The 21973-nt window shown below is 68.9% G+C and carries 17 protein-coding genes; 5 read left to right on the forward strand and 12 right to left on the reverse strand.

The window, feature by feature from the left end; genetic code table 11:
* A partial coding sequence (locus HWX58_RS11225; RefSeq protein ID WP_217702987.1) for a polysialyltransferase family glycosyltransferase occupies window positions 1–876 on the reverse strand: 876 nt, incomplete at its 3' end.
* Entirely contained in the window at window positions 873–1853 is a 981-nt protein-coding gene (locus HWX58_RS11230; protein ID WP_175987778.1) for a glycosyltransferase family 2 protein, read from the reverse strand. The genes HWX58_RS11225 and HWX58_RS11230, both read right to left, overlap by 4 nt.
* A 63-nt stretch (window positions 1854–1916) precedes the next feature.
* Between HWX58_RS11230 and HWX58_RS11235 the strand changes: the two genes are divergently transcribed.
* The gene (locus HWX58_RS11235) at window positions 1917–3068 is read left to right on the forward strand and encodes a hypothetical protein (protein ID WP_175987780.1); all 1152 of its coding nucleotides are present in this window, start codon (window positions 1917–1919) and stop codon (window positions 3066–3068) included.
* A 108-nt stretch (window positions 3069–3176) separates the two neighbouring features.
* Here the strand turns inward: HWX58_RS11235 and HWX58_RS11240 are convergent, their stop codons facing one another.
* The 10 genes from HWX58_RS11240 to HWX58_RS15135 form a co-directional block, all read right to left on the reverse strand.
* On the reverse strand, window positions 3177–4805 hold the full coding sequence (locus HWX58_RS11240; protein ID WP_175987782.1) for an ABC transporter ATP-binding protein: 1629 nt from the start codon (window positions 4803–4805) through the stop codon (window positions 3177–3179).
* Window positions 4805–5794 (reverse strand): ABC transporter permease, encoded by a 990-nt coding sequence (locus HWX58_RS11245; protein ID WP_175987784.1) that lies wholly within the window; start codon window positions 5792–5794, stop codon window positions 4805–4807. Before HWX58_RS11245 ends, HWX58_RS11240 begins: the two co-directional genes overlap by 1 nt.
* 1 nt (window position 5795) lies before the next feature.
* Entirely contained in the window at window positions 5796–6896 is a 1101-nt protein-coding gene (locus tag HWX58_RS11250) for an ABC transporter permease (protein WP_175987786.1), read from the reverse strand.
* Between the two features lie 63 nt (window positions 6897–6959).
* A complete protein-coding gene (locus HWX58_RS11255; RefSeq protein WP_175987788.1) occupies window positions 6960–8600 on the reverse strand; it encodes an ABC transporter substrate-binding protein in 1641 nt (546 codons plus the stop codon).
* A gap of 140 nt (window positions 8601–8740) precedes the next feature.
* Window positions 8741–9130, reverse strand: coding sequence for a DUF779 domain-containing protein (locus tag HWX58_RS11260; protein WP_175987790.1), 390 nt, complete (start codon window positions 9128–9130; stop codon window positions 8741–8743).
* Between the two features lie 4 nt (window positions 9131–9134).
* Window positions 9135–10682: an acetaldehyde dehydrogenase ExaC gene (gene exaC / locus HWX58_RS11265; protein WP_175987792.1), complete on the reverse strand. Its 1548-nt coding sequence runs from the start codon at window positions 10680–10682 to the stop codon at window positions 9135–9137.
* 110 nt (window positions 10683–10792) lie between these two features.
* On the reverse strand, window positions 10793–13249 hold the full coding sequence (locus HWX58_RS15130; protein WP_250646200.1) for an LLM class flavin-dependent oxidoreductase: 2457 nt from the start codon (window positions 13247–13249) through the stop codon (window positions 10793–10795).
* Between the two features lie 73 nt (window positions 13250–13322).
* Complete coding sequence (locus tag HWX58_RS11280; protein WP_175987794.1) at window positions 13323–13949, reverse strand: alpha/beta hydrolase; 627 nt, start codon at window positions 13947–13949, stop codon at window positions 13323–13325.
* A 237-nt stretch (window positions 13950–14186) separates the two neighbouring features.
* Window positions 14187–15632, reverse strand: coding sequence for a CCA tRNA nucleotidyltransferase (locus HWX58_RS11285; RefSeq protein ID WP_175987796.1), 1446 nt, complete (start codon window positions 15630–15632; stop codon window positions 14187–14189).
* Between the two features lie 137 nt (window positions 15633–15769).
* Window positions 15770–16024, reverse strand: a complete 255-nt coding sequence (locus HWX58_RS15135; protein ID WP_438268257.1) for a hypothetical protein — start codon at window positions 16022–16024, stop codon at window positions 15770–15772.
* Between the two features lie 262 nt (window positions 16025–16286).
* Here HWX58_RS15135 and HWX58_RS11295 point away from each other — a divergent pair, with 262 nt between their 5' ends.
* The 4 genes from HWX58_RS11295 (at window position 16287) to HWX58_RS15290 (ending at window position 21969) form a co-directional block, all read left to right on the forward strand.
* Window positions 16287–18320, forward strand: coding sequence for a GspE/PulE family protein (locus HWX58_RS11295; RefSeq protein WP_250646201.1), 2034 nt, complete (start codon window positions 16287–16289; stop codon window positions 18318–18320).
* A gap of 99 nt (window positions 18321–18419) precedes the next feature.
* Window positions 18420–19949: a type IV pilus twitching motility protein PilT gene (locus HWX58_RS11300; protein WP_250646202.1), complete on the forward strand. Its 1530-nt coding sequence runs from the start codon at window positions 18420–18422 to the stop codon at window positions 19947–19949.
* Window positions 19950–19951: 2 nt separating this feature from the next.
* A complete protein-coding gene (locus HWX58_RS11305) occupies window positions 19952–21196 on the forward strand; it encodes a type II secretion system F family protein (protein WP_175987798.1) in 1245 nt (414 codons plus the stop codon).
* 344 nt (window positions 21197–21540) lie between these two features.
* A complete protein-coding gene (locus HWX58_RS15290) occupies window positions 21541–21969 on the forward strand; it encodes a type IV pilin protein (RefSeq protein ID WP_175987801.1) in 429 nt (142 codons plus the stop codon).
* Window positions 21970–21973: the final 4 nt, after the last annotated feature.

Here is a 21973-nt window from a genome sequence, read left to right on the forward strand (position 1 = left end):
GCCGACGACGCCCAGCCGTTCGGCGACGATCTCGGCGGGGACCGGGCCGCGGTAGACGACGAACGCGAGGCCGTACTCCTCGGCGCGCTCGCGCACGGCGTCGGTGAGCGCGGGAGGCGCGGACGGATGCGGCTTGAACACGATGCGGGCGGGCTTCCATGGCAGCGCGCGATCGATCATGTCCTGCTGCATCCGGATCTCCTCGTCGGGCGAGACGAGACCGAGCGCTGCGAGGTACTGGCCGAGCACGAGGGCGGTCGGGGCGCCGTCGGCGAGGGCGTCGAGCTCGGCATCCTCTCCCCCGGTCTCCGCGAGTGCGGCGGCGAACGCCGCGGCGGGAACCGGCGTCCGCGCAGCCCCCGTCTCGCGGAACACGAGCGGCTCCACACCCGGGACGACATCGGCGTAGACGACGCGGCCGACGCGCGAGACGATCGATCGGGGCAGCTCGACGCGGATCGGCGAATAGGTCATCAGTCCGTCGCCGATGATCGTCAGCCGGGCGCCCGGGAACAGCGCCATGAGCGTGCGGGCTGGGGCCACCTGCGGGCTCTGCACGCACAGCTCGAGGTCGCCGTCGATGCTCCACGCCCGCTCGAGCAGCCTCCGCAGGACGGGGAACTCCTCGTCGTCCGGCTCCCACGCGCTCGGATGCCGCGGCTGCAGCAGCGCGTCGAGCGACTCGACGCGGTCGAAGCGCGCACGCAGGGTCGCCAGTTGCGGATGCTCGTCGATGCCGATCGTCGTCTCGGGCACGCGCGCCGAGTTGAACGGCACGAGCACTCGCTCGCCGCCGCCCTCGAAGAACCCCTCATCGATCGCGGCTGCGGCGGTCGTCAGACCGTACGCGCTGTGCAGCGCGAACAGGACCGTCATGCGGCGCGCCCCGCCGTGCGCAGCGATCGCGCCAGCACTCGCCTGCGCGAGCCGTCCAGCCGCGCGAGGGCCCGCGCGGCATCCGAGACGGGAAGGGTGGCGAGAAGACCGCGGATGCTCCGGCGCATGTCGCGGCGCAACCCCGCGTCCATACGGCGCGAGCGGACGATGTGGTGCGAGCTGAGCGCCAGGACAGTCTGCACGGCCTTGGGCAGGAAGCGCTCGGCCTCGGCGTCCTGCTGCACGATCTCGAGCACCTGCGCCATCGCGCGCGCGAAGTCGAGCTGGCGGCGATCGTGCACCTGCGTGAGCGAGGTCGTGACCCCGCGGCGGTAGAGGATCGCGGGCGCGTCGACGACCGCGAACCGGCGGGCCTGCAGGTGCAGGCGCCAGATCCAGGGGCGGTCCTCGGCGGTGAACAGCCCGTCGGGGAATGCCGCGAGTCCCTCGTCGATCACGCGGCGGTGGAAGATGCCGGCCCACGCGTACGGGTAGTCGACCATGGTCTTGTCGTCGGCGGGGAGGATCGCGTCGCGCGGCGATGCGGCGATGCCGCGCCACGGATGCGGTGCACGCACGAGCCGGCGATCCTGCCCCCTCACGCGCACGTGATCGGTGCGCAGGAAGTCGCAGTCCAGGGACTGCAACTGCTCGGCGAGCACCTGCAGGCGGCGCGGCTGCATCCAGTCGTCGCCGTCGATGAAGCAGAACGCGTCGCCCTCGACGTGGCCGAGGCCCTGGTTGCGGGCGGTGGCGAGTCCGCTCGGCCGGGCGTTGACGAGCACCTCGGCGTGCGCGAACCGTTCAGCGTACGCGCGCATGATGTCGCCGGTGCCGTCGCTCGAGCCGTCGTCGATCGCGACGAGCTTGAGGGCGGAGGCGTCGTCGAACTGGCGCAGCAGCGTCTCGAGCGTCGTGCCGATGTAGGGCTTTGCATCCTTCGCGGGGAGGATCGCGGTGACCTGTGCGCTGCGCATGGGTTCGGATGCTGGCATCCGCACCTTAACGCGAGGTGACGTCGCGGCGGCTACCGTGGAGGCGTGACGACGCCTGCACCCCAGCCCATCGCATTCGACGCGCGACCGCTCACCGAGCCCGTCGATCCGAAGGCGGTCTCGGCATTCGTCCGCAACATGCGGGCCCGCTCGTCCGGCCGGGGGATCGCGGCCGGAACGGTGATCGCGATCGTCGTCGTGGTGATCATGGCGGCGATCGCCGTGCCGATGCTCGTGCTCGGGGTGACGGCGGCGATCCGCAGCGGCTCGAGCGTGATCGGCCTTCCGTTCGTGCTGCTCCTCGTGGTGTTCGTCGGCATCGGCGTCGCCGCGTTCGTCACCTCGCGGCGGAAGCGGGTCGCCCGCTACCGGATCAGCCGGTTCGCGGCGGCCAACGGCATGACGTACGAGGATCAGGTGTTCGACCCTCCCCTGCCGGGGATGATCTTCGGCATCGGCAGCTCCCGGGTCTCGGAGCAGCTCGTGCGGGGCAGCACGCCGCGGTTCGTCGAGTTCGGCAACTACCGGTACACGGTGAAGTCCGGCAAGAACTCCACGACGTACCGCTGGGGGTACGTCGCCGTGAAGCTCGACGTGCCCTTGCCGAACATCGTGCTCGACGCCCTCGGCAACAACGGGTTCGGGTCGAACCTGCCGGCGTCCTTCGGCAAGGATCAGCGCCTGTCGCTCGAGGGCGACTTCGACCAGTACTTCACGCTGTACTGCCCGAAGGGCTACGAGCGGGACGCCCTGTACCTGTTCACGCCCGACATCATGGCGCGCTTCATCGACAGCGCCGCCCAGCTCGACGTCGAGATCGTCGACGACTGGCTGTTCCTGTACACCAAGCGCGAGGCGTCGACGCTGGATGCCGCGACCTGGGCCTGGCTGTTCGGCGCCGTCGGGGCGCTCATGACCAAGCTCGACCAGTGGGCGCGGTGGCGCGACGACCGCCTGCTCGAGGAGCAGGGGCGCACCTACGCGCAGGCCGTCGGCGCCGGGTCACCCTCGACGCCGACCGCCGGATCGCACGCGCTGCCGTTCGCCGCGCCGGCGGGGATGCTGAGCCCGCCGCCCGGTGTCGCCCGGCAGGGCCGTCGGCTCAAGCGCAGCGGCCGCTGGGTGTTCATCGCCCTGGCGATCCTCTTCGCCGTGGTGTGGGTGTTCGGCCGCGTCGTGGACTTCACGCTCGGCTGACGCGCGGCCGCGCGCGTCCTCGTGCGCTACCAGACGGACGAGACGGGGTTTGCAGCATGATACCCGGGCCATACACCCCCGTCTCGTGCAGCAAGCCCCGTCTCGCAGTCAGGCGCGGGCGGCGGCACGGCGGGCGGCCTGCTCCTCCGGGTCGGGGACGGGCAGGCTCGCGATGAGCCTGCGCGTGTAGTCGTCCTTCGGGTTGCCGAGCACCTCGGCGGTAGGGCCCGCCTCAGCGATCTCACCATGGTGCAGCACGACCACCTTGTGCGCGAGCATGTCGACGACGGCGAGGTCATGCGTGATGAACAGCGTCGCGAACCCGAACCGCTCCTGCAGTTCGCCGAACAGCTCGAGCACCTTCGCCTGCACCGACACGTCCAGCGCACTGGTCGGCTCATCGGCGATGAGCAGCTTCGGGTCCAGGGCCAGGGCTCGGGCGAGCGAGGCGCGCTGACGCTGACCGCCCGACAACTCGTGCGGGAAGCGGTCGCCGTACGCCCCCGACAGCTGCACGGCGTCGAGCAGCTCGTCCACCTTGCCCCTGGCATCCGCCGGGTTCTTCGCCAGCCCGTGCACGATAAGCGGCTCGGCGACGTTCTGCGCGATCGTCAGCAACGGGTTGAAGCTCGTCGCCGGGTCCTGGAAGACGAAACCGAGATCCTTGCGGTGCGGGCGGAACTGCCGCTCCTTCACGCCGTTCATCTCCACGCCGAGCACCTCGAGCGATCCTCCGGCGACCGGGGTGAGGCCGGCGATCGCGCGTCCGATCGTGGTCTTGCCCGATCCGCTCTCACCGACCAGCCCCACGACCTCACCCGGCGACAGCGTGAAGTCGATGCGCTTCACGGCCTGGAAGGCACTGCGACCGAAGCGTCCCGGGTACTCGATCACAAGCCCCTCGGCCTTGACCAGAGGACCCGTCTCGGACACCGGCGCTTCGCGCTCGCTGATCTGCAGCCGCGGCACAGCGGCCAGCAGCCGCTTCGTGTACTCGTGCTGCGGGTGGGCGAACAGCTCGCCCACTGGAGCGGTCTCGACGAGTTCTCCCTCGAGCATGACGGCGACGCGATCGGCGAGGTCGGCGACGACGCCCATGTTGTGCGTGATGAGCACGATCGCCGTGCCCTCCTCGTCGCGGAGCGTGCGCAGCAGCTCGAGGATCTCGGCCTGCACCGTGACGTCCAGGGCCGTCGTCGGCTCATCCGCGATGATCACGGCGGGGTCGAGCGCGAGCGCCATCGCGATGACGACGCGCTGCTTCTGACCGCCCGAGAACTGATGCGGGTAGTCGTTGACACGGCGCTCCGGTTCGGGGATGCCGACACGGCGCAGCATGTCGACGGCTCGGCGACGGGCCTCCTGCTTGGAGACGTTGCCGTGCGCCCGAAGTCCCTCGGCGATCTGCCACCCGACGGGGAAAACCGGGTTCAGCGCTGTGGACGGCTCCTGGAAGACCATCGCGGCCTTCTCGCCGCGCAACGACCGCAGTCCAGCAGCATCCAGAGCCGTCACGTCGGTGCCGTCGACCACGACGGCACCGCGGATCGTCGACGTCTCGGGGAGGAGCCCGAGAATCGAGCGAGCCGTCACGGTCTTGCCCGATCCGCTCTCGCCCACGATGGCGAGCACCTCGCCGGCACGCACGTCCAGGCTCACGCCGCGCACGGCGTGCACATCACCGGAGTCGGTGACGAACGTGACGTCGAGATCGCGAATCTCCACAGCGGATGCCATCACTCCACCTCTCCCATGAACTCGCGCGCGACCGGTTGAGACGCGGCGACGGCGTCGGCCGGAGTCTTGCCGGCGCGGCGCCGTGCCCGCAGGCGCGGGTCGGCGAGGTCGTTCAGGCTCTCACCGATGAGCGTGATGCCGAGCACCACCAGCACGATGGCGAGCCCTGGCGGGATGGCCGTCCACCAGATCCCCGCCGAGACGTCGCTGATCGACTTGTTCAGGTCATAGCCCCACTCAGCGGCCGCAGTCGGCTCGATGCCGAATCCGAGGAAGCCGAGGGCGGCCATCGTGGAGATCGCCTCGGAGGCGTTGAGCGTGACGATCAGCGGCAGCGTCCTCGTGGAGTTGCGCAGCACGTGGCGGAACATGATCCGTCCGTTCGACGCGCCGATCACCCTGGCCGACTCGACGAACGCCTCGGCCTTCACGCGCACGACCTCTGCGCGTACGACGCGCAGGTACTGCGGAATGAAGACCACGGTGATCGAGACGGCGGCGGCCATCACACCGGGCCAGAGGCCGGATTGCCCGCCCGAGATCGCGATCGCGACGACGATGGCCAGCAGCAGGGTCGGGAACGCGTAGATGGCATCCGCGATGACCACGACCACGCGATCGATCCAGCCGCCGAAATAACCGGAGAGGAGACCGAGCAGCACGCCGGCCACGACCGAGAGCGCGACGGCGACGATGATGACGAAGAGCGCGGTCTGCGCGCCCCAGATCACTCGCGACAGGACGTCGTAGCCGCCCACTGTGGTGCCGAGCAGGTGTGCGGAGCTCGGCGGCTGCTGCGCGCCGAAGCCGCCGTCGGGGCCCTTGAGCTGATTGAACGAGTACGGGGCGATCCACGGCGCGAAGATCGCGCAGATGAGGAACACCGCTGTCAGCACCAGGCCGGCGACGAGCATCCCGCGCTGCAGCCCCACGCTCTGACGCAGCTGACGGATCACGGGGACCCGGGCGAAGAAACCGGTGCGAGCCATGTCAGTACCTCACCCTCGGGTCGATGAAGGCCGCGATGATGTCGACGAGGAAGTTCGTCACGGCGACGATCACGGCGATCATCGCGACGATGCCCTGCACGGCGACGAAGTCGCGGGATCCGAGATACCCGGCGAGCTGGAAACCGAGGCCGTTCCATTCGAACGTCGTCTCGGTGAGCACGGCGCCACCGAGCATGAGGGCGATCTGCAGTCCGATCACGGTGATAATCGGGATCAGCGCCGGCCGGTACGCGTGCTTGCGCACCAGACGCCCCTCATGCACGCCACGGGAGCGTGCGGCATCGATGTACGGCATGTTGAACGTGCCGATGACGTTCGTGCGCACGAGGCGCAGGAAGATCCCGGCCGTCAGGAGCCCGAGCGTGATCGCGGGGAGGATCGCGTGCAGCAGGACGTCCTGGATGTACGCCGGGTTGCCGGACGCGATCGCGTCGATCAGGTAGATCCCGGTGCCACCGCTGCGGTTGAGCGCCACCTCGGTGCGCACGTCCGCTCGCCCGGAGACGGGCAGCCAGCCGAGCCACACCGAGAAGATGAGCTTGGCGACCAGGCCGGAGAAGAAGACCGGTGTGGCGTAGAACAGGATCGCGGAGACGCGAAGCGTCGCGTCCTGCCAGCGGTCGCGCTTGGCCGCGGCGATCATGCCGAACGGGATGCCGATGAGGAAGGCGATCACGAGGGCGTAGCAGACCAGTTCGAGCGTGGCGCCGCCGTAGTTGATGAGCACGTCGGTCACCGGCTGGTTGTCGGTGATCGTGTTGCCGAAATTGAAGGTGAGGATCTGCCCGAGGTACTCGAAGTACTGCACGAGAACCGGACGATCGTAGCCGGCCTCATGGATGCGGTCGGCGAGCTGGTCGGCGGGAAGCCGGCCGCCGAGGGCGGCCGTGATCGGATCGCCGGTGAGGCGGATGAGGAAGAACACCAGGGTGACGAGGATCAGCACCGTGGGGATCATCAGGAGGAACCGCACGAGGATGTAGCGCCCGAGCGAGTTGCCGCCGCTGCGGCGACGGCGTGCGGCGGGAGAGCCGGGAGCGTCGGGCGCGCCCGCGGAGGGGACGGAGATATCTGTCGTCATGACGAAGTACAGGCATCGGCCGTCGGGTGTGCGTTTGCCACGCACACCCGACGGCCAGACACGCTAGTTGTTGGTGATCGGAGCGAACCGGAGCTTGAACGAAGCGTCGAGGATGACGCCGTCCACACTCGTTCCGGCCACAGCCACCTGGGCGCCCTGCAGGTACGGCACCGTCGACAGGTCCTGGGCGACGAGGTCCTGGATCTTCTCGATGTCCGCGGTGCGGGTGTCGGCATCCGGCTCGACGGCCTGCTTCAGGATCAGGTCGTTGACCTCGGCGTTGTCGTAGTGGTTGCCGAGGAAGTTCTCCTTGAGGAAGAACGGCGTCAGGTAGTTGTCGGCGTCGGAGTAGTCCGGGAACCAGCCCAGCTGGTAGGCCGGGTAGACGTCGGCGGTGCGGTCCTTGGAGTACTGCACCCACTCGGTCGACTTGAGGTCGACGGTGAACAGGCCGCTGTCCTCGAGCTGGGACTTGATCAGCGCGTACTCGTCGCCGGACGACGGGCCGTAGTGGTCGGGGCTGTACTGCAGGCTCAGCGATACCGGGGTGGTGACGCCGGCTGCCTCGAGCGTGGCCTTGGCCTTGTCGGCATCCGGTGCTCCGTTGCCGTCGCCGTACAGACCCTTCAGCGACTCGGTGGCACCGGCGAAGCCCTCGGGGACGTAGGAGTACAGCGGGGTGTAGGTGCCCTTGTAGACCTGGTCGGAGATGGCGTCGCGGTCGATGAGGTCGGCGACGGCCTGGCGGACGGCGAGTGCCTTGGCCGGGTCGGCGTCGGCGGTCGTCGCGCCGTACGGCTGCGTGTTGAAGTTGAACACGATGTAGCGGATCTCGCCGCCGGGGCCGTCGATGACCTGGACCTTGTCGTTCTTGCCGAGGTCCTCGACGTCGGTGGCCGACAGGCTGCGGTAGGCGACGTCGACGTCGCCCTGCTGAACGGCGAGCTTCAGGTTCGAGGACTCGGCGTAGTAGCTGAGGATGACGCCGTCGTTGGCGGCGGCATCCAGCAGACCCTTGTAGTTCTCGTTCGGTGCGAACTCGACGGTCTTGTTGAAGTCCCACGAGGTGATCGCGTACGGGCCGCCGAACGCGTTCGCGTCAACGATGTCCTGGTCGGGGGTGAGTGCGTCAGCCGAGAAGACCTCGTCGTCGACGATGGCGCCGGGGAAGCTCGTGAGGATGAACGGGAACACCTGGTCGTTCTCGGTCTTCAGGTGGAAGACGACGGTGGTCTCGTCCGGAGTCTCGACGCTGTCGAGGTTGTACAGCAGGCTCGACGCGCCGTTCGGGTCGGCGATCTTCAGGTTGCGGTCGAACGAGAACTTGACATCGGCCGACGTCAGGTCGTTGCCGTTGGCCCACTTCAGGTCGGCAGGGAGCTTGACCGTGTACTCGGTGGGCGAGGTGAACTCGGCCGACTCGGCGAGGTCGGGCACGACCTCGGTGCTGTTGTAGTCGGTGTTGACCAGGTACGGGAACACCTGGGTCTGGACGGCGAGGGAGCCGTTGTCGTAGGAGCCTGCGGGGTCGAGGGTGGTGACCTTGTCGGTCGTGCCGACGATGACCGTTCCGCCGCCTCCGCCGCCGTCACCGTCGCCCGTTCCTCCGCCGCCGGCTGCGCAGCCGGCCAGGATCAGACTCGTGGCGCCGATCGCGCCGATCGCCAGGCTCACTCGGCCCCGGCTGTGGATGTGCAGAGACATGGATCTCCCTCTTCTGTGAAGGTGGGTGCCGCGTCGGGCGGACGCGGCGATCCATCAATAATGCGCGCGGGGGCGACGCAACACGAATCCGGCGCGCGATTCGTAACGAGACCGCAACGTACCCCGGCGACGCCGGATCTCTATGCGAGTCCGAAGTACGCCATCTCCGCGTCGTTCAGCATCCGGGACCGGATGAGGAACCTCTTCCCCGTCGGGCCCTCGACGCTGAACCCGGCGCCGCGTCCTTCCACGACGTCAATGGTGAGGTGGGTGTACTTCCAGTACTCGAACTGCGGTTCCGACATGTACACCTCGATCGGGGCATCCGTTCCGGCATCCACCGTCCCGAGGAGCACATCGCTCGGGCCGGTGATGAACATCCCGACCGGGTAGCACATGGGCGATGAGCCGTCGCAGCATCCGCCGGACTGATGGAACATCAGCGGGCCGTGCTGCTGCGTGAGTTCGCGCAGCAGCACGGCGGCGGCATCCGTAAGATCCACCCGCTGGTAGGTGCCGATGCTGACCATGAGCTCAGAAGAAGCCCATCGGGCCCTCGGCGTACGACACCAGCAGGTTCTTGGTCTGCTGGTAGTGGTCGAGCATCTTCAGATGGTTCTCACGGCCGATGCCCGACTGCTTGTACCCGCCGAACGCGGCATGCGCCGGGTACTGGTGGTAGGTGTTGGTCCACACCCGACCGGCCTCGATCGCGCGTCCGGCGCGGTACGCGGTGTCGCCGATGCGGCTCCAGACACCGGCGCCCAGGCCGTAGAGGGTGTCGTTGGCGATCGAGATGGCGTCGTCGAAGTTCTCGAAGCTCGTCACCGACAGCACCGGCCCGAAGATCTCCTCCTGGAAGATGCGCATGTCGTTCGTGCCCTCGAACACGGTCGGCGCGACATAGAAGCCCTCGGACAGGTCGCCGCCGAGGTCGACCCGCTCGCCGCCCGTCAGCAGCCGGGCCCCGCCCTGCTTGCCGATGTCGATGTAGCTGAGGATCTTCTCGAGCTGGTCATTCGAGGCCTGCGCGCCGATCATCGTGTCGGGGCTGAGCGGATTGCCCTGGACGATCTTTCCGACGCGATCCAGGCCGTCTGCGAGGAAGCCGTCGTAGATGGAGCGCTGGATCAGCGCCCGCGACGGGCACGTGCACACCTCGCCCTGGTTGAGCGCGAACATCGTGAAGCCCTCGAGCGCCTTGTCGTAGAACGGGTCGTCCTCGCGGGCGACGTCCTCGAAGAACACGTTCGGGGACTTGCCTCCGAGCTCGAGCGTGACGGGGATGAGGTTCTGCGAGGCGTACTGCATGATCAGCCGGCCGGTGGTCGTCTCGCCGGTGAAGGCGATCTTGCGGATGCGCTTGTGCTGGGCGAGCGGAGCGCCGGCCTCGATGCCGAAGCCGTTGACGATGTTGACGACGCCGGCCGGCAGCAGATCGCCGATGATCTCGAACAGATACAGGATGGATGCCGGCGTCTGCTCGGCGGGCTTGAGCACGACGCAGTTGCCTGCGGCGAGCGCGGGGGCGAGCTTCCACGTCGCCATGAGGATCGGGAAGTTCCACGGGATGATCTGGCCGACCACGCCCAGCGGCTCGTGGAAGTGGTACGCCACGGTGTTCTCGTCGAGCTGGCTGAGCGAACCCTCCTGTCCGCGCAGGACGCCGGCGAAGTAGCGGAAGTGGTCGACGGCGAGCGGGATGTCAGCGGCGAGCGTCTCGCGCACCGGCTTGCCGTTCTCCCACGTCTCGGCGACCGCGATCTCCTCGAGGTGCTCCTCGATGCGGTCGGCGATCCTGTTCAGGATGACGCTGCGCTCGGCGGGGGTCGTGCGCTTCCAGCCCTGGAACGCCTTCCACGCGGTGTCGACGGCGCGATCGATGTCTTCGGCGGTACCCCGGCCGACCTCGGTGAAGGGCTTGCCGTTGACGGGGCTGATGTTCTCGAAGTACTGGCCCTTGACGGGTTCGACGAACTCGCCGCCGATGTAGTGGCCGTAGCGCGGGCGATAGTTCGCCACGGCTCCTGGCTGACCGGGAGCGGCGTAGGCCGTGGACGTGGTTTCTTCGACGATGGTCATGCTGTCTCCTTCGACGCTCGCGCAGCCTCAGTGCTGCATCGTTGCGTCGACGGTAGGCCGCAGGACGTTGCACGCAGATGCGCAACGTTGCATCCGGTTGCAGGGTGCGGTCAGTCGCGCTCGAGGCGCTCGATGCGGCTGACGAGCCCGGCGCGGCGAGGCGAACGCGGCGGCAGCATCTCCAGACAGAGCCGCAGGGCCTCGACGTCGCCGGCGCCCTCGGGGATCTCGGCGTACGCGAGCAGCACGTCGACGCTGGCCTCGGTCAGCATCGCCTCGCGCAGTGCGCCGCGCACCTCGTCGCGGAACTCCTCGACCCCGGGGGATGCCGAATCCGGCAGCACCGGCCCGCGGTACGAGGTGAGCGCGACGCGATGCGCGCCGCGCGCCAGCAGGGAGAGCACGTTCTGCGCATCCGTCTCGAGCGGCACGGTCAGCCGGTACGGACGCGACTCCGGGGCGAGGTCGGGCGAGAGCCGCTCGAGCGCTTTGCGCAGCCGGACGACCTCGGGCCGGAGCGTGTCGGGTGAGGCGTCCTCGCCGTACACGAGCTGGGTGAGGCGGTCGGCGGAGAGCCCCTGGCGGTGCACGGCCAGCATGAGCAGGATCTCTGCGTGCCGGGCGCTGAGCGCGATGACCGAATCCGACTCGGGACCGCAGACCTCGAGCTGCGCCTTGTCGCGACCGAGCACCCGGAGCATCGCGCGGGTGACGGCGGGGCGACGCGGCAGCCGGACGGCCGGAGTCTCGGCGCTGCGCGCCTTCAGTCGCGAGACGAGCAGTTCGGACTCGACGGCCCTGGCGGTGGCATCCACGAGCATGCGCGCCTGGGGCGTCGCCGCCTCGGCGCCGCCGGTGACGTCGATGACGCCGAGAAGGCGTCGGGTCTCGGGGTCGAAGACGGGCGCTGCCGTGCACGACCAGGGGTGCACGAGCCGGTTGTAGTGCTCGGCCTCGTGCACCTGCACCGACTGACCGAGCGCGATGGCGAGCCCGGGGGCGGCTGTGCCGACCGACTCCTCCGACCAGTTCGCGCCCTCGATGAAGCCCATCTCGCCGGTGAGGACGCGCTGATGCAGATCGCCCTCCACCCACAGCAGCCGCCCGACGTGATCGCCCACGGCGACCATGACCCCGGAGTCGGTCGGGTCGCCGGGGAGCAGCAGCCCGCGGATCATGTCCATGACGCCGGCGAGCGGATGCCCGCTTCGATAGGTCTCGAGCTCGTCGCCGCCGAGGTCGATCGTCGGGAGCCCTTCGGCCCGCACGCGCAGCTGCCACGCGCGCTCCCACGACTCGCGCACGAGCGGACGCACCTGCTCCAGCCGGTGGTCGTCGACGTTGCCCGCGACGAGCTCCTCGTGCGCGCGTTCGATGATCAGACGCGACGCAGGGCTCCCGGCATCGCGTGACGATGCCCACGGTGACGGCATGAGGCCTCCGATCGTCGGTGACGGAGCTACGGCCAGTGTACGAGGGCGGATGCCGTGGGGACAGGGGCTCCGGCGGATCTTCGCGGCTGCAGCCCGGTGCGCGTCCCGCCTACCCGATCGCCCGGCGCACCTCGGCAGCACCTCGGTGGCGAGCAGTTCGATCGACCGGAGCGTCTCGCGCTGGCCGATCCCACCCAGACCCACCTGTGCGAGGAAGCGCGTATGCCCGAGCAGTTCGTGCTCCCACAGGATCTTGTCGACGATCTCGGCCGGGCTGCCGGCGAACAGGGCGCCGCCGGGGTTCGCCCAGGCGTCGAAGGTGTCGCGGTCGAGGCGTCCGCCGCGGGGCATGTTCTCGGCGAAGTACGCCGCGTAGTGCGGGAAGAACGCGTCACGGGCGGCCTGCGTCGTCTCGGCCACGTGGAAGTGCGAGGTGACGCCGAGCCTCGGGGCCGGATGCCCGGCCGCGCTCGCAGCCTTCCGGTGCAGGTCGGCGAGGGCCGTGAACCGCGCCGGTGCCCCGAGGATCGCGAGATACATCGGCAGCCCGAGGGTGCCGGCGCGTGCAGCGGATGCCGGTGTGCCGCCGACCGCGATCCACACGGGCAGCTTCTCCTGCAGCGGGCGCGGGTGGACGCCGGCATCCTGAAGCGGAGCGCGCGTCGTGCCCGACCACGTGACCTCGGCGTTCTCGCGGGCGGCGAGCAGCAGGTCGAGGCGGTCGTCGAAGTACTCGTCGTAGCGGGCGAGGTCCTGGCCGAAGAGCGGGAACGACTCGACGTAGGCTCCGCGACCGGCGGTGATCTCGGCGCGGCCGGCGCTCAGCAGATCGAGGGTCGCGAACTCCTCGTGCAGACGCACCGGGTCGGCGCTGGAGATCACGGTGACGGTGCTCGTCAGACGGATCCGCTCGGTCTCGCGCGCCGCGGCGGCGAGCACCATCTGCGGAGAGGAGACCGCGAAGTCGGGGCGGTGATGCTCGCCGACGCCGAAGACGTCGAGGCCCGCCTGGTCGGCGACGCGCGCCCACTCCAGGAGCTGTTCGAGGCGCGCTGCCGGAGGCGTGAAGGCGCCGCCCGCGGTGCGGCTGAGCTCACCGAATGTGAAGATGCCGATCTCGAAGGGGGAGGTCATCGCGTGTCGTCTCTCCTGCTCGCCGTCGCGAGACGGGGTCTGCTGCATGAAACGGGGGTTGCTGACAGGGGTCTCATGCTGGAAACCCCGTCTCCGTCTCGCGGGCGAGGAACGCCTGCACGTCGGCGAGTTCACGGGCGTCGATCCCGTGGCCGAGTCCGGGGTATCGGCGATCCTCGAGCTCGGTGTGCTCGGGCGCCCACGCGTCGGTCCGGACCACCGCATCGGACGCGATGACCCTGTCCTGCTCGCCCCGGCCGAGGAACATCGCGGGACGTGTCGCGCGCAGCACGGCATCCGCCTTCTGCTCCCCCGCGGCCACGAATCCGCCGAGGACGACCGGGGCGAGCACGCGCTCCGGCGCCGTGCGCAGCAACTGGGTCGCCATGAGGCCGCCCTGCGAGAATCCGATCGGCACGATTCGCGTCGAGGTCGGGAGTGCGGCATCTGCCCATGACCAGATCGCGGCGGTCGCGGCATCCAACGCGTCCTGGTCGGGATGCCCCGGTGTGACGATCCGGAACCACGCGTAGCCGCCAGGGGCGAGCTCGATCGGGGCGCGCAGAGACGCCCACGGCATCCCTTCGGGAAGGGCGGATGCCAGGGCGACGAGGTCGCGCTCGTTCGATCCGTAGCCGTGCAGGAACAGCGCTGCAGCGGGGGCCGGCTGCTCCCAATCGTCCGAGACGATGGCGGTCATGGATGCTCCTCTGCGATGTGTTACTTGCAGATGCAACCAAACTCGGTCGCAACTATTCCGAGCGGGAGATCATGCGGTCCTCGCCCACGACTCCGTGACAGCATCCAGCACGCCGGTGAGCGCGCCTTCGGCGTCACATGCGCACCGTCGCGAGCGTGGCCGCGGTGAGAATCGCCCTGTCGCGCGAGACTGCCGCTGACGACGCCGTTTTCGGCATGCAGAGCAATTCTCTGCGGGTTACGCCCGGGCCGCCCACCAGTCGCGGAGGCGCTGCTCGGCGGCATCCGGCCCGATGATCCCCTCATCGAGGCGGATGTCGAGCAGGAACCGGTAGGCCTCGCCGACCTCCCGGCCGGGGCCGATGTCGAGGATCTCCTGGATCTGATTGCCGTCGAGCTCCGGCCGCATGGCGTCGAGCTCCTCCTGCTCGGCGAGGGCCGAGATGCGCGTCTCGATGTCGTCGTAGGCGCTCGCGAGCCGGGCCGCCTTGCGCCGATTGCGCGTGGTGACGTCGGCCCGGGTCAGGATGTGCAGGCGCTCGAGCAGATCGCCCGCGTCGCGCACATAACGGCGGACGGCGGCATCCGTCCACGCCCCCTCGGCGTACCCGAAGAACCGCAGGTGCAGCTCGATGAGCTTCGCGACGGCATCCGTCGTCTCGCCGTCGAAGCGCAGCGCCTGCAGGCGCTTGCGCGCCATGCGCGATCCGACGACGTCGTGGTGGTGGAAGGTCACCGCCCCCCCGGGCTCGAGCTTGCGGGTGCGCGGCTTGCCGATGTCGTGCAACAGCGCCGCGATGCGCAGCGCGACGTCCGGCGCCTCGCCGGCATGCCGGGAGTGCTCGAGCTCGATCGCCTGCTGCAGCACGGTGAGCGAGTGCTCGTAGACGTCCTTGTGGTGGTGGTGCTCGTCGACCTCGAGCCGCAGGGCGCTGATCTCGGGCAGGAACTCGTCGATGAGTCCGGTCTCGACGAGGACGCGGATGCCGCGCACCGGATCATCCGTCTGCATGAGCCGCACGAGCTCGCCCTGCACCCGCTCGGGGCTGACGATCTTCAGCGTCTCGCGCAACTGCGCGACCGCGTCGTGCGTGGCGGGGTCGATGTCGAAGCCGAGCTGCGCGCTGAAGCGGGCGGCCCGCAGCATCCGGAGCGGATCGTCGCCGAAGCTCACGGTCGGGTCCGCAGGTGTCCGCAGGATGCCGGCGACGAGATCCTCGACGCCGCCGGTCGGGTCGATGAGCTTGATCTCGCGCCCGGACTCCGGGGACGCGACTTGCAGGGCCATGGCATTGACGCGGAAGTCGCGGCGCGCGAGGTCGCCGTCGATCGTGTCGCCGAACTCGACGGTGGGCTTGCGCGTCACGCCGTCGTAGCTGTCGGCGCGGTAGGTCGTGATCTCGACCTGCTCGCCCTGGACGCGGGCTCCGATCGTCCCGAACGCGCGGCCGATGTCCCACTGCGCAGTGGAGATCGGCGTGACGATGCGCAGGATCTCGTCGGGCGAGGCGTCCGTCGTGAAGTCGAGGTCGTTCGTCTCGCGGCCGAGCAACGCGTCGCGCACCGGTCCTCCGACGACGGCGAGCTCGAAACCGGCGGCCTGGAACGCGGAGGCGACCTCGGACACGACCGGTGCCTCGGCGAGCGCGCGCAGGCGTGCAAGCCCCTCGGCCATGTTCAGCATGGGTTCCAGGTTACCGGGCGCACGATCGCCGGTTCCCCCGTGCACAGCTTCGGATGCTGTGGGCGACCCGCCGCGGCATGCGGCCATCGAGCGGCGTGTCGGACGGGGCGTCCGAAGTTGTGCACGCGGCTGGGACATCACACCCATGCTCGAAGCGTAGCGGCGCCGTGCTCCAGCGCAGCCCGCTGCGGTCCGCGCACAGCTTCGGATGCCGAGGGCGACACGCCGCGGCATCCAGCACCCACCCGGCGTGTCGGGCCCACGATCCGAAGCTGTGCACGGAGGGGGGCCGGGATCGTGAGCATCAGGGTGGCGGCGGCCATGACCGCGTCGACCTGCTCGAGCTGCTCGATGAGCACGTCGGGTTCCGCGGCGTAGGTCTGGCCGAACATGGAGGGGAAGACGACGGCGAGTGAACGGGAGGCGGCGAAGCGGCGTCTATGCAAGCGAATTCACAGAAGCGCTTGGCTTGACGGCCGGTTTTGCTCCATAGTGAGTCATTAGGGGAGATCGTGCTTGATTTTCGGGGCTTGCTCTGTCGACCCGTGACATCGTTTCAGGCACTATCCGAGTTTCGCCTGAGACGAATCGCAGTCGAGGCGCTGACCAGCGCTTCGTCAGCGAGCCAGACTCAGGGCGAACAAGGGGAAAGCCGTGTCCATATTCCGTCGCGAGCGTCCGGATGCTGCATCCGGTGGGGCTCAGAACACGCGTCCGAGTCCACGCCGACAGCTGACGGTGGCAGCGGAGCCGCACCCGACCACCCGCGACCTCGCCTGGAACGCGCTGCTCACCGCCGAAGGTTCTGCCGCTGCGGGCACGGCGACCGCCGTCGACACCCTGGCGCCGGAATCCCCCCTGCCCGTGACGCCCAGCGCGCCCGCGCAGCAGAGCGCTCCGGCTGCGCAGGCGACGGATGCCGCCGACCAGCTCTTCACCGAGGATGCCACCGTCGCGCAGCTGGCTGAACCGGCGCCGACCTCGCGGCGGGCCCGCCGCCGAGCGATGTCCATCGCCTCCACCTTCGCGCCGACTGCGGCTCCGGTCGCGCCGGACGGCGCCGCCGGTGAGGCCACTACCCCTGCGGCACCCGAGATCCCCGCCGCGGTCGTCGAACCGGTGGAGGAAGACACCCGCACGCCGCGCGAGCGGGCCGTCGCCCTCGCCGAGCGCCTGGGGCTGGCCTACGTCGATCTGACCGAGTTCGTCGTCGAGCCGGGCGTGGTGAACCTCATCCCCGACCAGATGTGCCGCCGTCAGGCCGTGCTGCCGATCTCGCGCGTCGGAGAACGCCTGGTCGTCGTCGTCGCAGACCCCGAGAACGTCATCGTGCTCGACGACGTCGCCGCGGTCGTGCGCATGCCGATCGCTCCCGTCGTCGCCGAGCGCGAGGCGATCCTCGCCGCGATCGACCGCTATCACCGCGTCGACTCCGAGCTCGAAGAGCTCACCTCCGCCTTCGAGAGCGACTCGCCGCTCGAGAAGGAGGTGTGGACGCAGGACGTCGCGGATGCCGCCGGCGACGACGAGGCGCCGATCATCCGCTTCGTGAACCTGATCATCAGCCAGGCCGTCATGGACCGCGCCTCCGACATCCACATCGAACCGGGCCGCGAGGATCTGCGTGTGCGGTACCGCATCGACGGCGTGCTCACCGAGGTGCAGCGCGTGCCGCGCAACATGGTCGCCGGCGTCATCAGCCGTCTGAAGGTGATGGCCGAGCTCGACATCGGCGAGCGCCGCAAGCCGCAGGACGGCCGCATCTCGATCATGCACGGCGGCCGCACGGTCGACCTGCGCGTGGCGACCCTGCCGACGGTCTGGGGCGAGAAGGTCGTCGCCCGTGTGCTCGACTCGCCCGTCGCGAGCCTGAAGCTCAGCGATCTCGGCATGCTCGACCGCAACATGGAGGTCTTCCGCAACAGCTTCACCAAACCGTACGGGATGATGCTCGTCACCGGCCCCACCGGATCCGGCAAGTCGACCACGCTGTACACCACGCTCGCGGCGATCGCGAAGCCGACGGTCAACGTCATCACGGTCGAGGATCCCGTCGAGTACCGGATGCCGGGGATCAACCAGGTTCAGGTCAACAACCGTGCGGGGCTGACGTTCTCCGCCGCCCTGCGCTCGATCCTGCGCTCGGACCCGGATGTGATCCTGCTCGGCGAGATCCGCGATGAGGAGACCGCGAAGATCGCGATCGAAGCGTCGCTGACCGGACACCTCGTGCTCTCGACGCTGCACACCAACGACGCCCCGAGCTCGGTCACCCGACTGATCGAGATGGGCGTCGAGCCGTTCCTCGTCGGCTCTGCCCTCGACTCGGTCGTCGCCCAGCGTCTGGCCCGCCGGCTGTGCGAGCGGTGCAAGACGTCGTCGCCGGCGACCGAGACCGAGCTGCGCATCGTGGGCGCACCGCCCGAGATGCTGCAGGATCCGCCGATGATCCACCGTCCCAAGGGCTGCTCGCAGTGCTCGAACACCGGCTACCGGGGCCGGATCGCCGTGCACGAGGTCATGGCCGTCGACGACGAGGTCGAGCGGATGGCGGTCGCCAACGCCCCCACCGCCCGGATCGCCGAGTACGCCACGAGCCAGGGCATGACCCGGCTCCGTCAGGACGGCTGGGCGAAGGTGCTGCTCGGCCTCACCTCGGTCGACGAGATCCTCCGCGTCACCGTCTGACCCACCCGCTTCCCACTTCCTGCTCACCTCCCACTTCCTGCTCACCCCCAGGTGCGCTCCCCAGGCGCACCCCTTCCCCAGATCACGAAAGGTCCGTCAGTGACGACCGAGAACGAGCCCGCCTTCCCACCGGGCGTCTCCCGCTTCGATGCGCTGTTCGGCGGCACCGAGGCCGACACCGAGCTGCACTCCTTCCTCACCGGCATCCCCGGAGTCACCCTGCCCGGCGCGCAGACCCCGCCTGCGGCGGCCCCGGCGCCGACGAACCCCGCTGCCGACGCACCGACCGCAGCGGCGCCAGCGCCCCCGAGCATCCTCGACACCGCCCACGCGATCGCCGCCGCTCCGACCAGGGCGCTGGACGCCGCAGTCGACGCCGAACTGGCACCGGGCCTGCCCGACTTCAGCGAGCGCTCGACCCGTCCGACGCGACCCAGCCGCGCCACCGAGATCGAACAGGCGATGATCGCCGAGAATCCCGAGGTCGACCCGGAGTTCGTCGCGGCCGTGACAGCGATCCTCGATCTCGGCGCATCCGACCTGCACATCGTGGCCGAGTCGACTCCTGTCGTGCGCCTGGACGGCCAGTTGAAGACCGTGACCGACACGTCGGTGTGGGACCGCGAGCGCACCGAGCGCGTCATCCGCGGCTTCGTGCCCGAGACGATGATGACGGCGTTCGCCCGCGACCTCGAGCTCGACCTGGCGTGGGCCGTCGGCGACATCGCCCGCTTCCGCGTGAACGTCTTCCGCGACCAGCGGGGCATCGGCGCGGCGCTGCGCATCATCCCCACCGAGATCAAGTCGGTCTCGCAGCTGGGCCTGCCGCGCGAGCTCGTCGCCCTCGCCAACCTGCCGCGCGGCCTCGTGCTGGTCTGCGGGCCGACCGGCTCCGGCAAGTCGACCACGCTCGCTGCGATCATCGACCGCGCGAACTCCACGCGCGCCTCGCACATCATCACCGTCGAGGACCCGATCGAGTTCCTGCACCACCACAAGCGCGGCATCATCAACCAGCGCGAGATCGGCGCCGACACCCACAGCTTCTCGGATGCCCTCAAGCACGCGCTGCGTCAGGACCCCGACATCATCCTCGTCGGCGAGATGCGCGACCTCGAGACCATTTCGACGGCACTGACGGCGGCTGAGACCGGTCACCTCGTCTTCGCGACCCTGCACACGCAGGATGCCGGCCAGACGATCGACCGCATCATCGACGTCTACCCCTCGCACCAGCAGGCCCAGGTGCGCACGCAGCTGGCGGCCACCCTGCGCGCCGTGGTCGTGCAGACGCTGATCCCGCGCGCCGGCGGCCGGGGCCGAGCGGTGGCGACGGAGGTCATGTTCACGACCCCGGCGATCCAGAGCCTGATCCGCGCCGGCAAGACGCACCAGCTGCGCACCGCGCTGCAGGCCGGCAACGACATCGGCATGCACACGCTCGATCAGGATCTCGCCCGCCTCGTGCGCGCGGGCGAGATCGAGTACGCGGCGGCGCAGGAGCTCGCGCAGGACGTCACAGAGTTCGAGCAGCTGGTCGGGCGGCGCGGCATCACCGCGGGCGCCGCCGGCGACCTGACCCCCGAGGGCACCCGCCAGAGCGTGGGCGGCCGGGGAGGCGGTGACTGATCATGGCGACGAGTGCGAAGACCCCGCAGTGGGCGTACCGCGGAACGGATGCCGGCGGCAACAAGGTCAAGGGCGTGGTGGATGCAGCGTCCGAGGCGAGTGCGATCCAGCAGCTGCGCGCGAGCGGGGTCATGCCCGAGAAGCTCACCGCGAAGGGCGCCGGCACCGGGCTCCAGCAGGAGATCTCGATCCCCGGGCTCGAGAAGCGTCCGTCGCTCAAGGACCTCGCCGTCCTCACCCGCCAGATGGCGACCATGGTGAACGCGGGGGTCTCGATCCTGCGCACCCTGGGGATCGTGCAGGGCCAGATCGACAACCCGATGCTGCGGCGCACGGTCGAGCAGATCGCCGCGAAGGTCGAGGGCGGCACGGCGCTGTCGGTCGCGCTGGAGGAGTTCCCCCTGGTGATCCCGCCCATCATGGTGCACCTGGTGCGCGCGGGCGAGACCGGCGGATTCCTCGACCGGTCGCTCGTCATGGTCGCCGACAACTTCGAGGCCGAGAGCAAGCTGCGCGGCAAGGTGAAGTCGGCCCTGACGTACCCGATCGTCGTGCTGATCGTCGCGGTGCTCGCCGTGGCGGCGATGCTCATCTTCATCGTCCCGGTGTTCGAGAAGATGTTCGCCGATCTGGGCGGAGCGCTGCCAGGACCGACGCAGGGCCTGGTCGACCTTTCTAAGGCCATGCCGATCATCGCCCCGGTGACGATCGTCGTGGTCGTCGCGTTCCTGATCTGGTGGGGGCGCAGCAAGAACACGGATGCCGTGCGCCGGGTCGTCGACCCCGTCAAGCTGAAGATACCGGTGTTCGGCAAGCTCAACTCGAAGATCGCGCTGACGCGCTTCACCCGCAACTTCGCCACCATGCTCGCCTCGGGTGTGCCGATCCTGCAGTCGCTGGCGATCGTGGGGGCGACCAGCGACAACTACGTCATCAACCAGGCGCTCACCAGCGTTCAGGATGCCGTACGCCAGGGCCGGCCGATCGCCGAGGCGCTGGCCGCAACGGACGTCTTTCCCGAGATGCTCGTGCAGATGGTCGCGATCGGCGAGGAGTCGGGGTCGATCGACACCATGCTCTCGAAGACTGCCGACTTCTACGACGACGAGGTCGAGACCATGAGCGCGGGCCTGACCGCCATGCTCGAGCCGCTGATGATCGTGTTCATGGGCGGTCTGCTCGGCTACATGATCGTCGCCCTGTACCTGCCCATGTTCATGATCTTCCAGAACATCCAGTCCCTGTAATCCCCGTAGTCCCTGTTCCCATTCCGAATACCCGACCCAGAAGAAAAACTGCTCACAGCCAAAACTGCTCACAACCAAAACTGCTCACAACACGACCGGCATCGGACCCAGTTGCCGCGTCGTTCCGAACGCGAATCCGCTGCGTGGACGCCGTCACCGACGGTGAAAAGCACACGAGGTCATCGCGTTCAATCTCGACCCAAAAATATGCCTTCTGACCAGGGATTTTTGCGACACGCCCGGGATTCTCAGTTCTTGTGATCCGCCTGAATGGCCCGCTATTTTTCGACTGTCGTCTATCCCAGCCGGCACATAGTCATTGCACAAAGAAGAACGGAATCACCATGAACAAGCTGGTCGCTGAGACCCTCGCGAAGAAGGAGAAGGGCGAGAAGGGCTTCACCCTGATCGAGCTCCTCGTCGTCGTCATCATCATCGGAATCCTGGCCGCCGTCGCCATCCCGATCTTCCTGAACATGCGCACCGGCGCGTGGAAGGCCTCGGTCGAGACCGACGTCGCCAATGCCGTCCTCGTCGTCGAGCAGGCCACGACGGCGAACAACGGTAAGGTCAACGGGCTCACCGATGTCACAGCCACGAAGAACTCGTACACCGTCGGCACCGTCAAGGGCACCGTCTCGCCGGACAACACGATCGCGATCACCTTCGACTCGACCACGCAGGCCTACACGATCACTGGAAAGAACGACAACGTCACCGAGAGCTACGTCTACAAGAGCGCGGACGGCGCTGGTAAGTGGCCGACCCCGTAACCCA

This window comes from Microbacterium tenebrionis (assembly GCF_903645325.1).
Lineage (GTDB): Bacteria > Actinomycetota > Actinomycetes > Actinomycetales > Microbacteriaceae > Microbacterium > Microbacterium tenebrionis.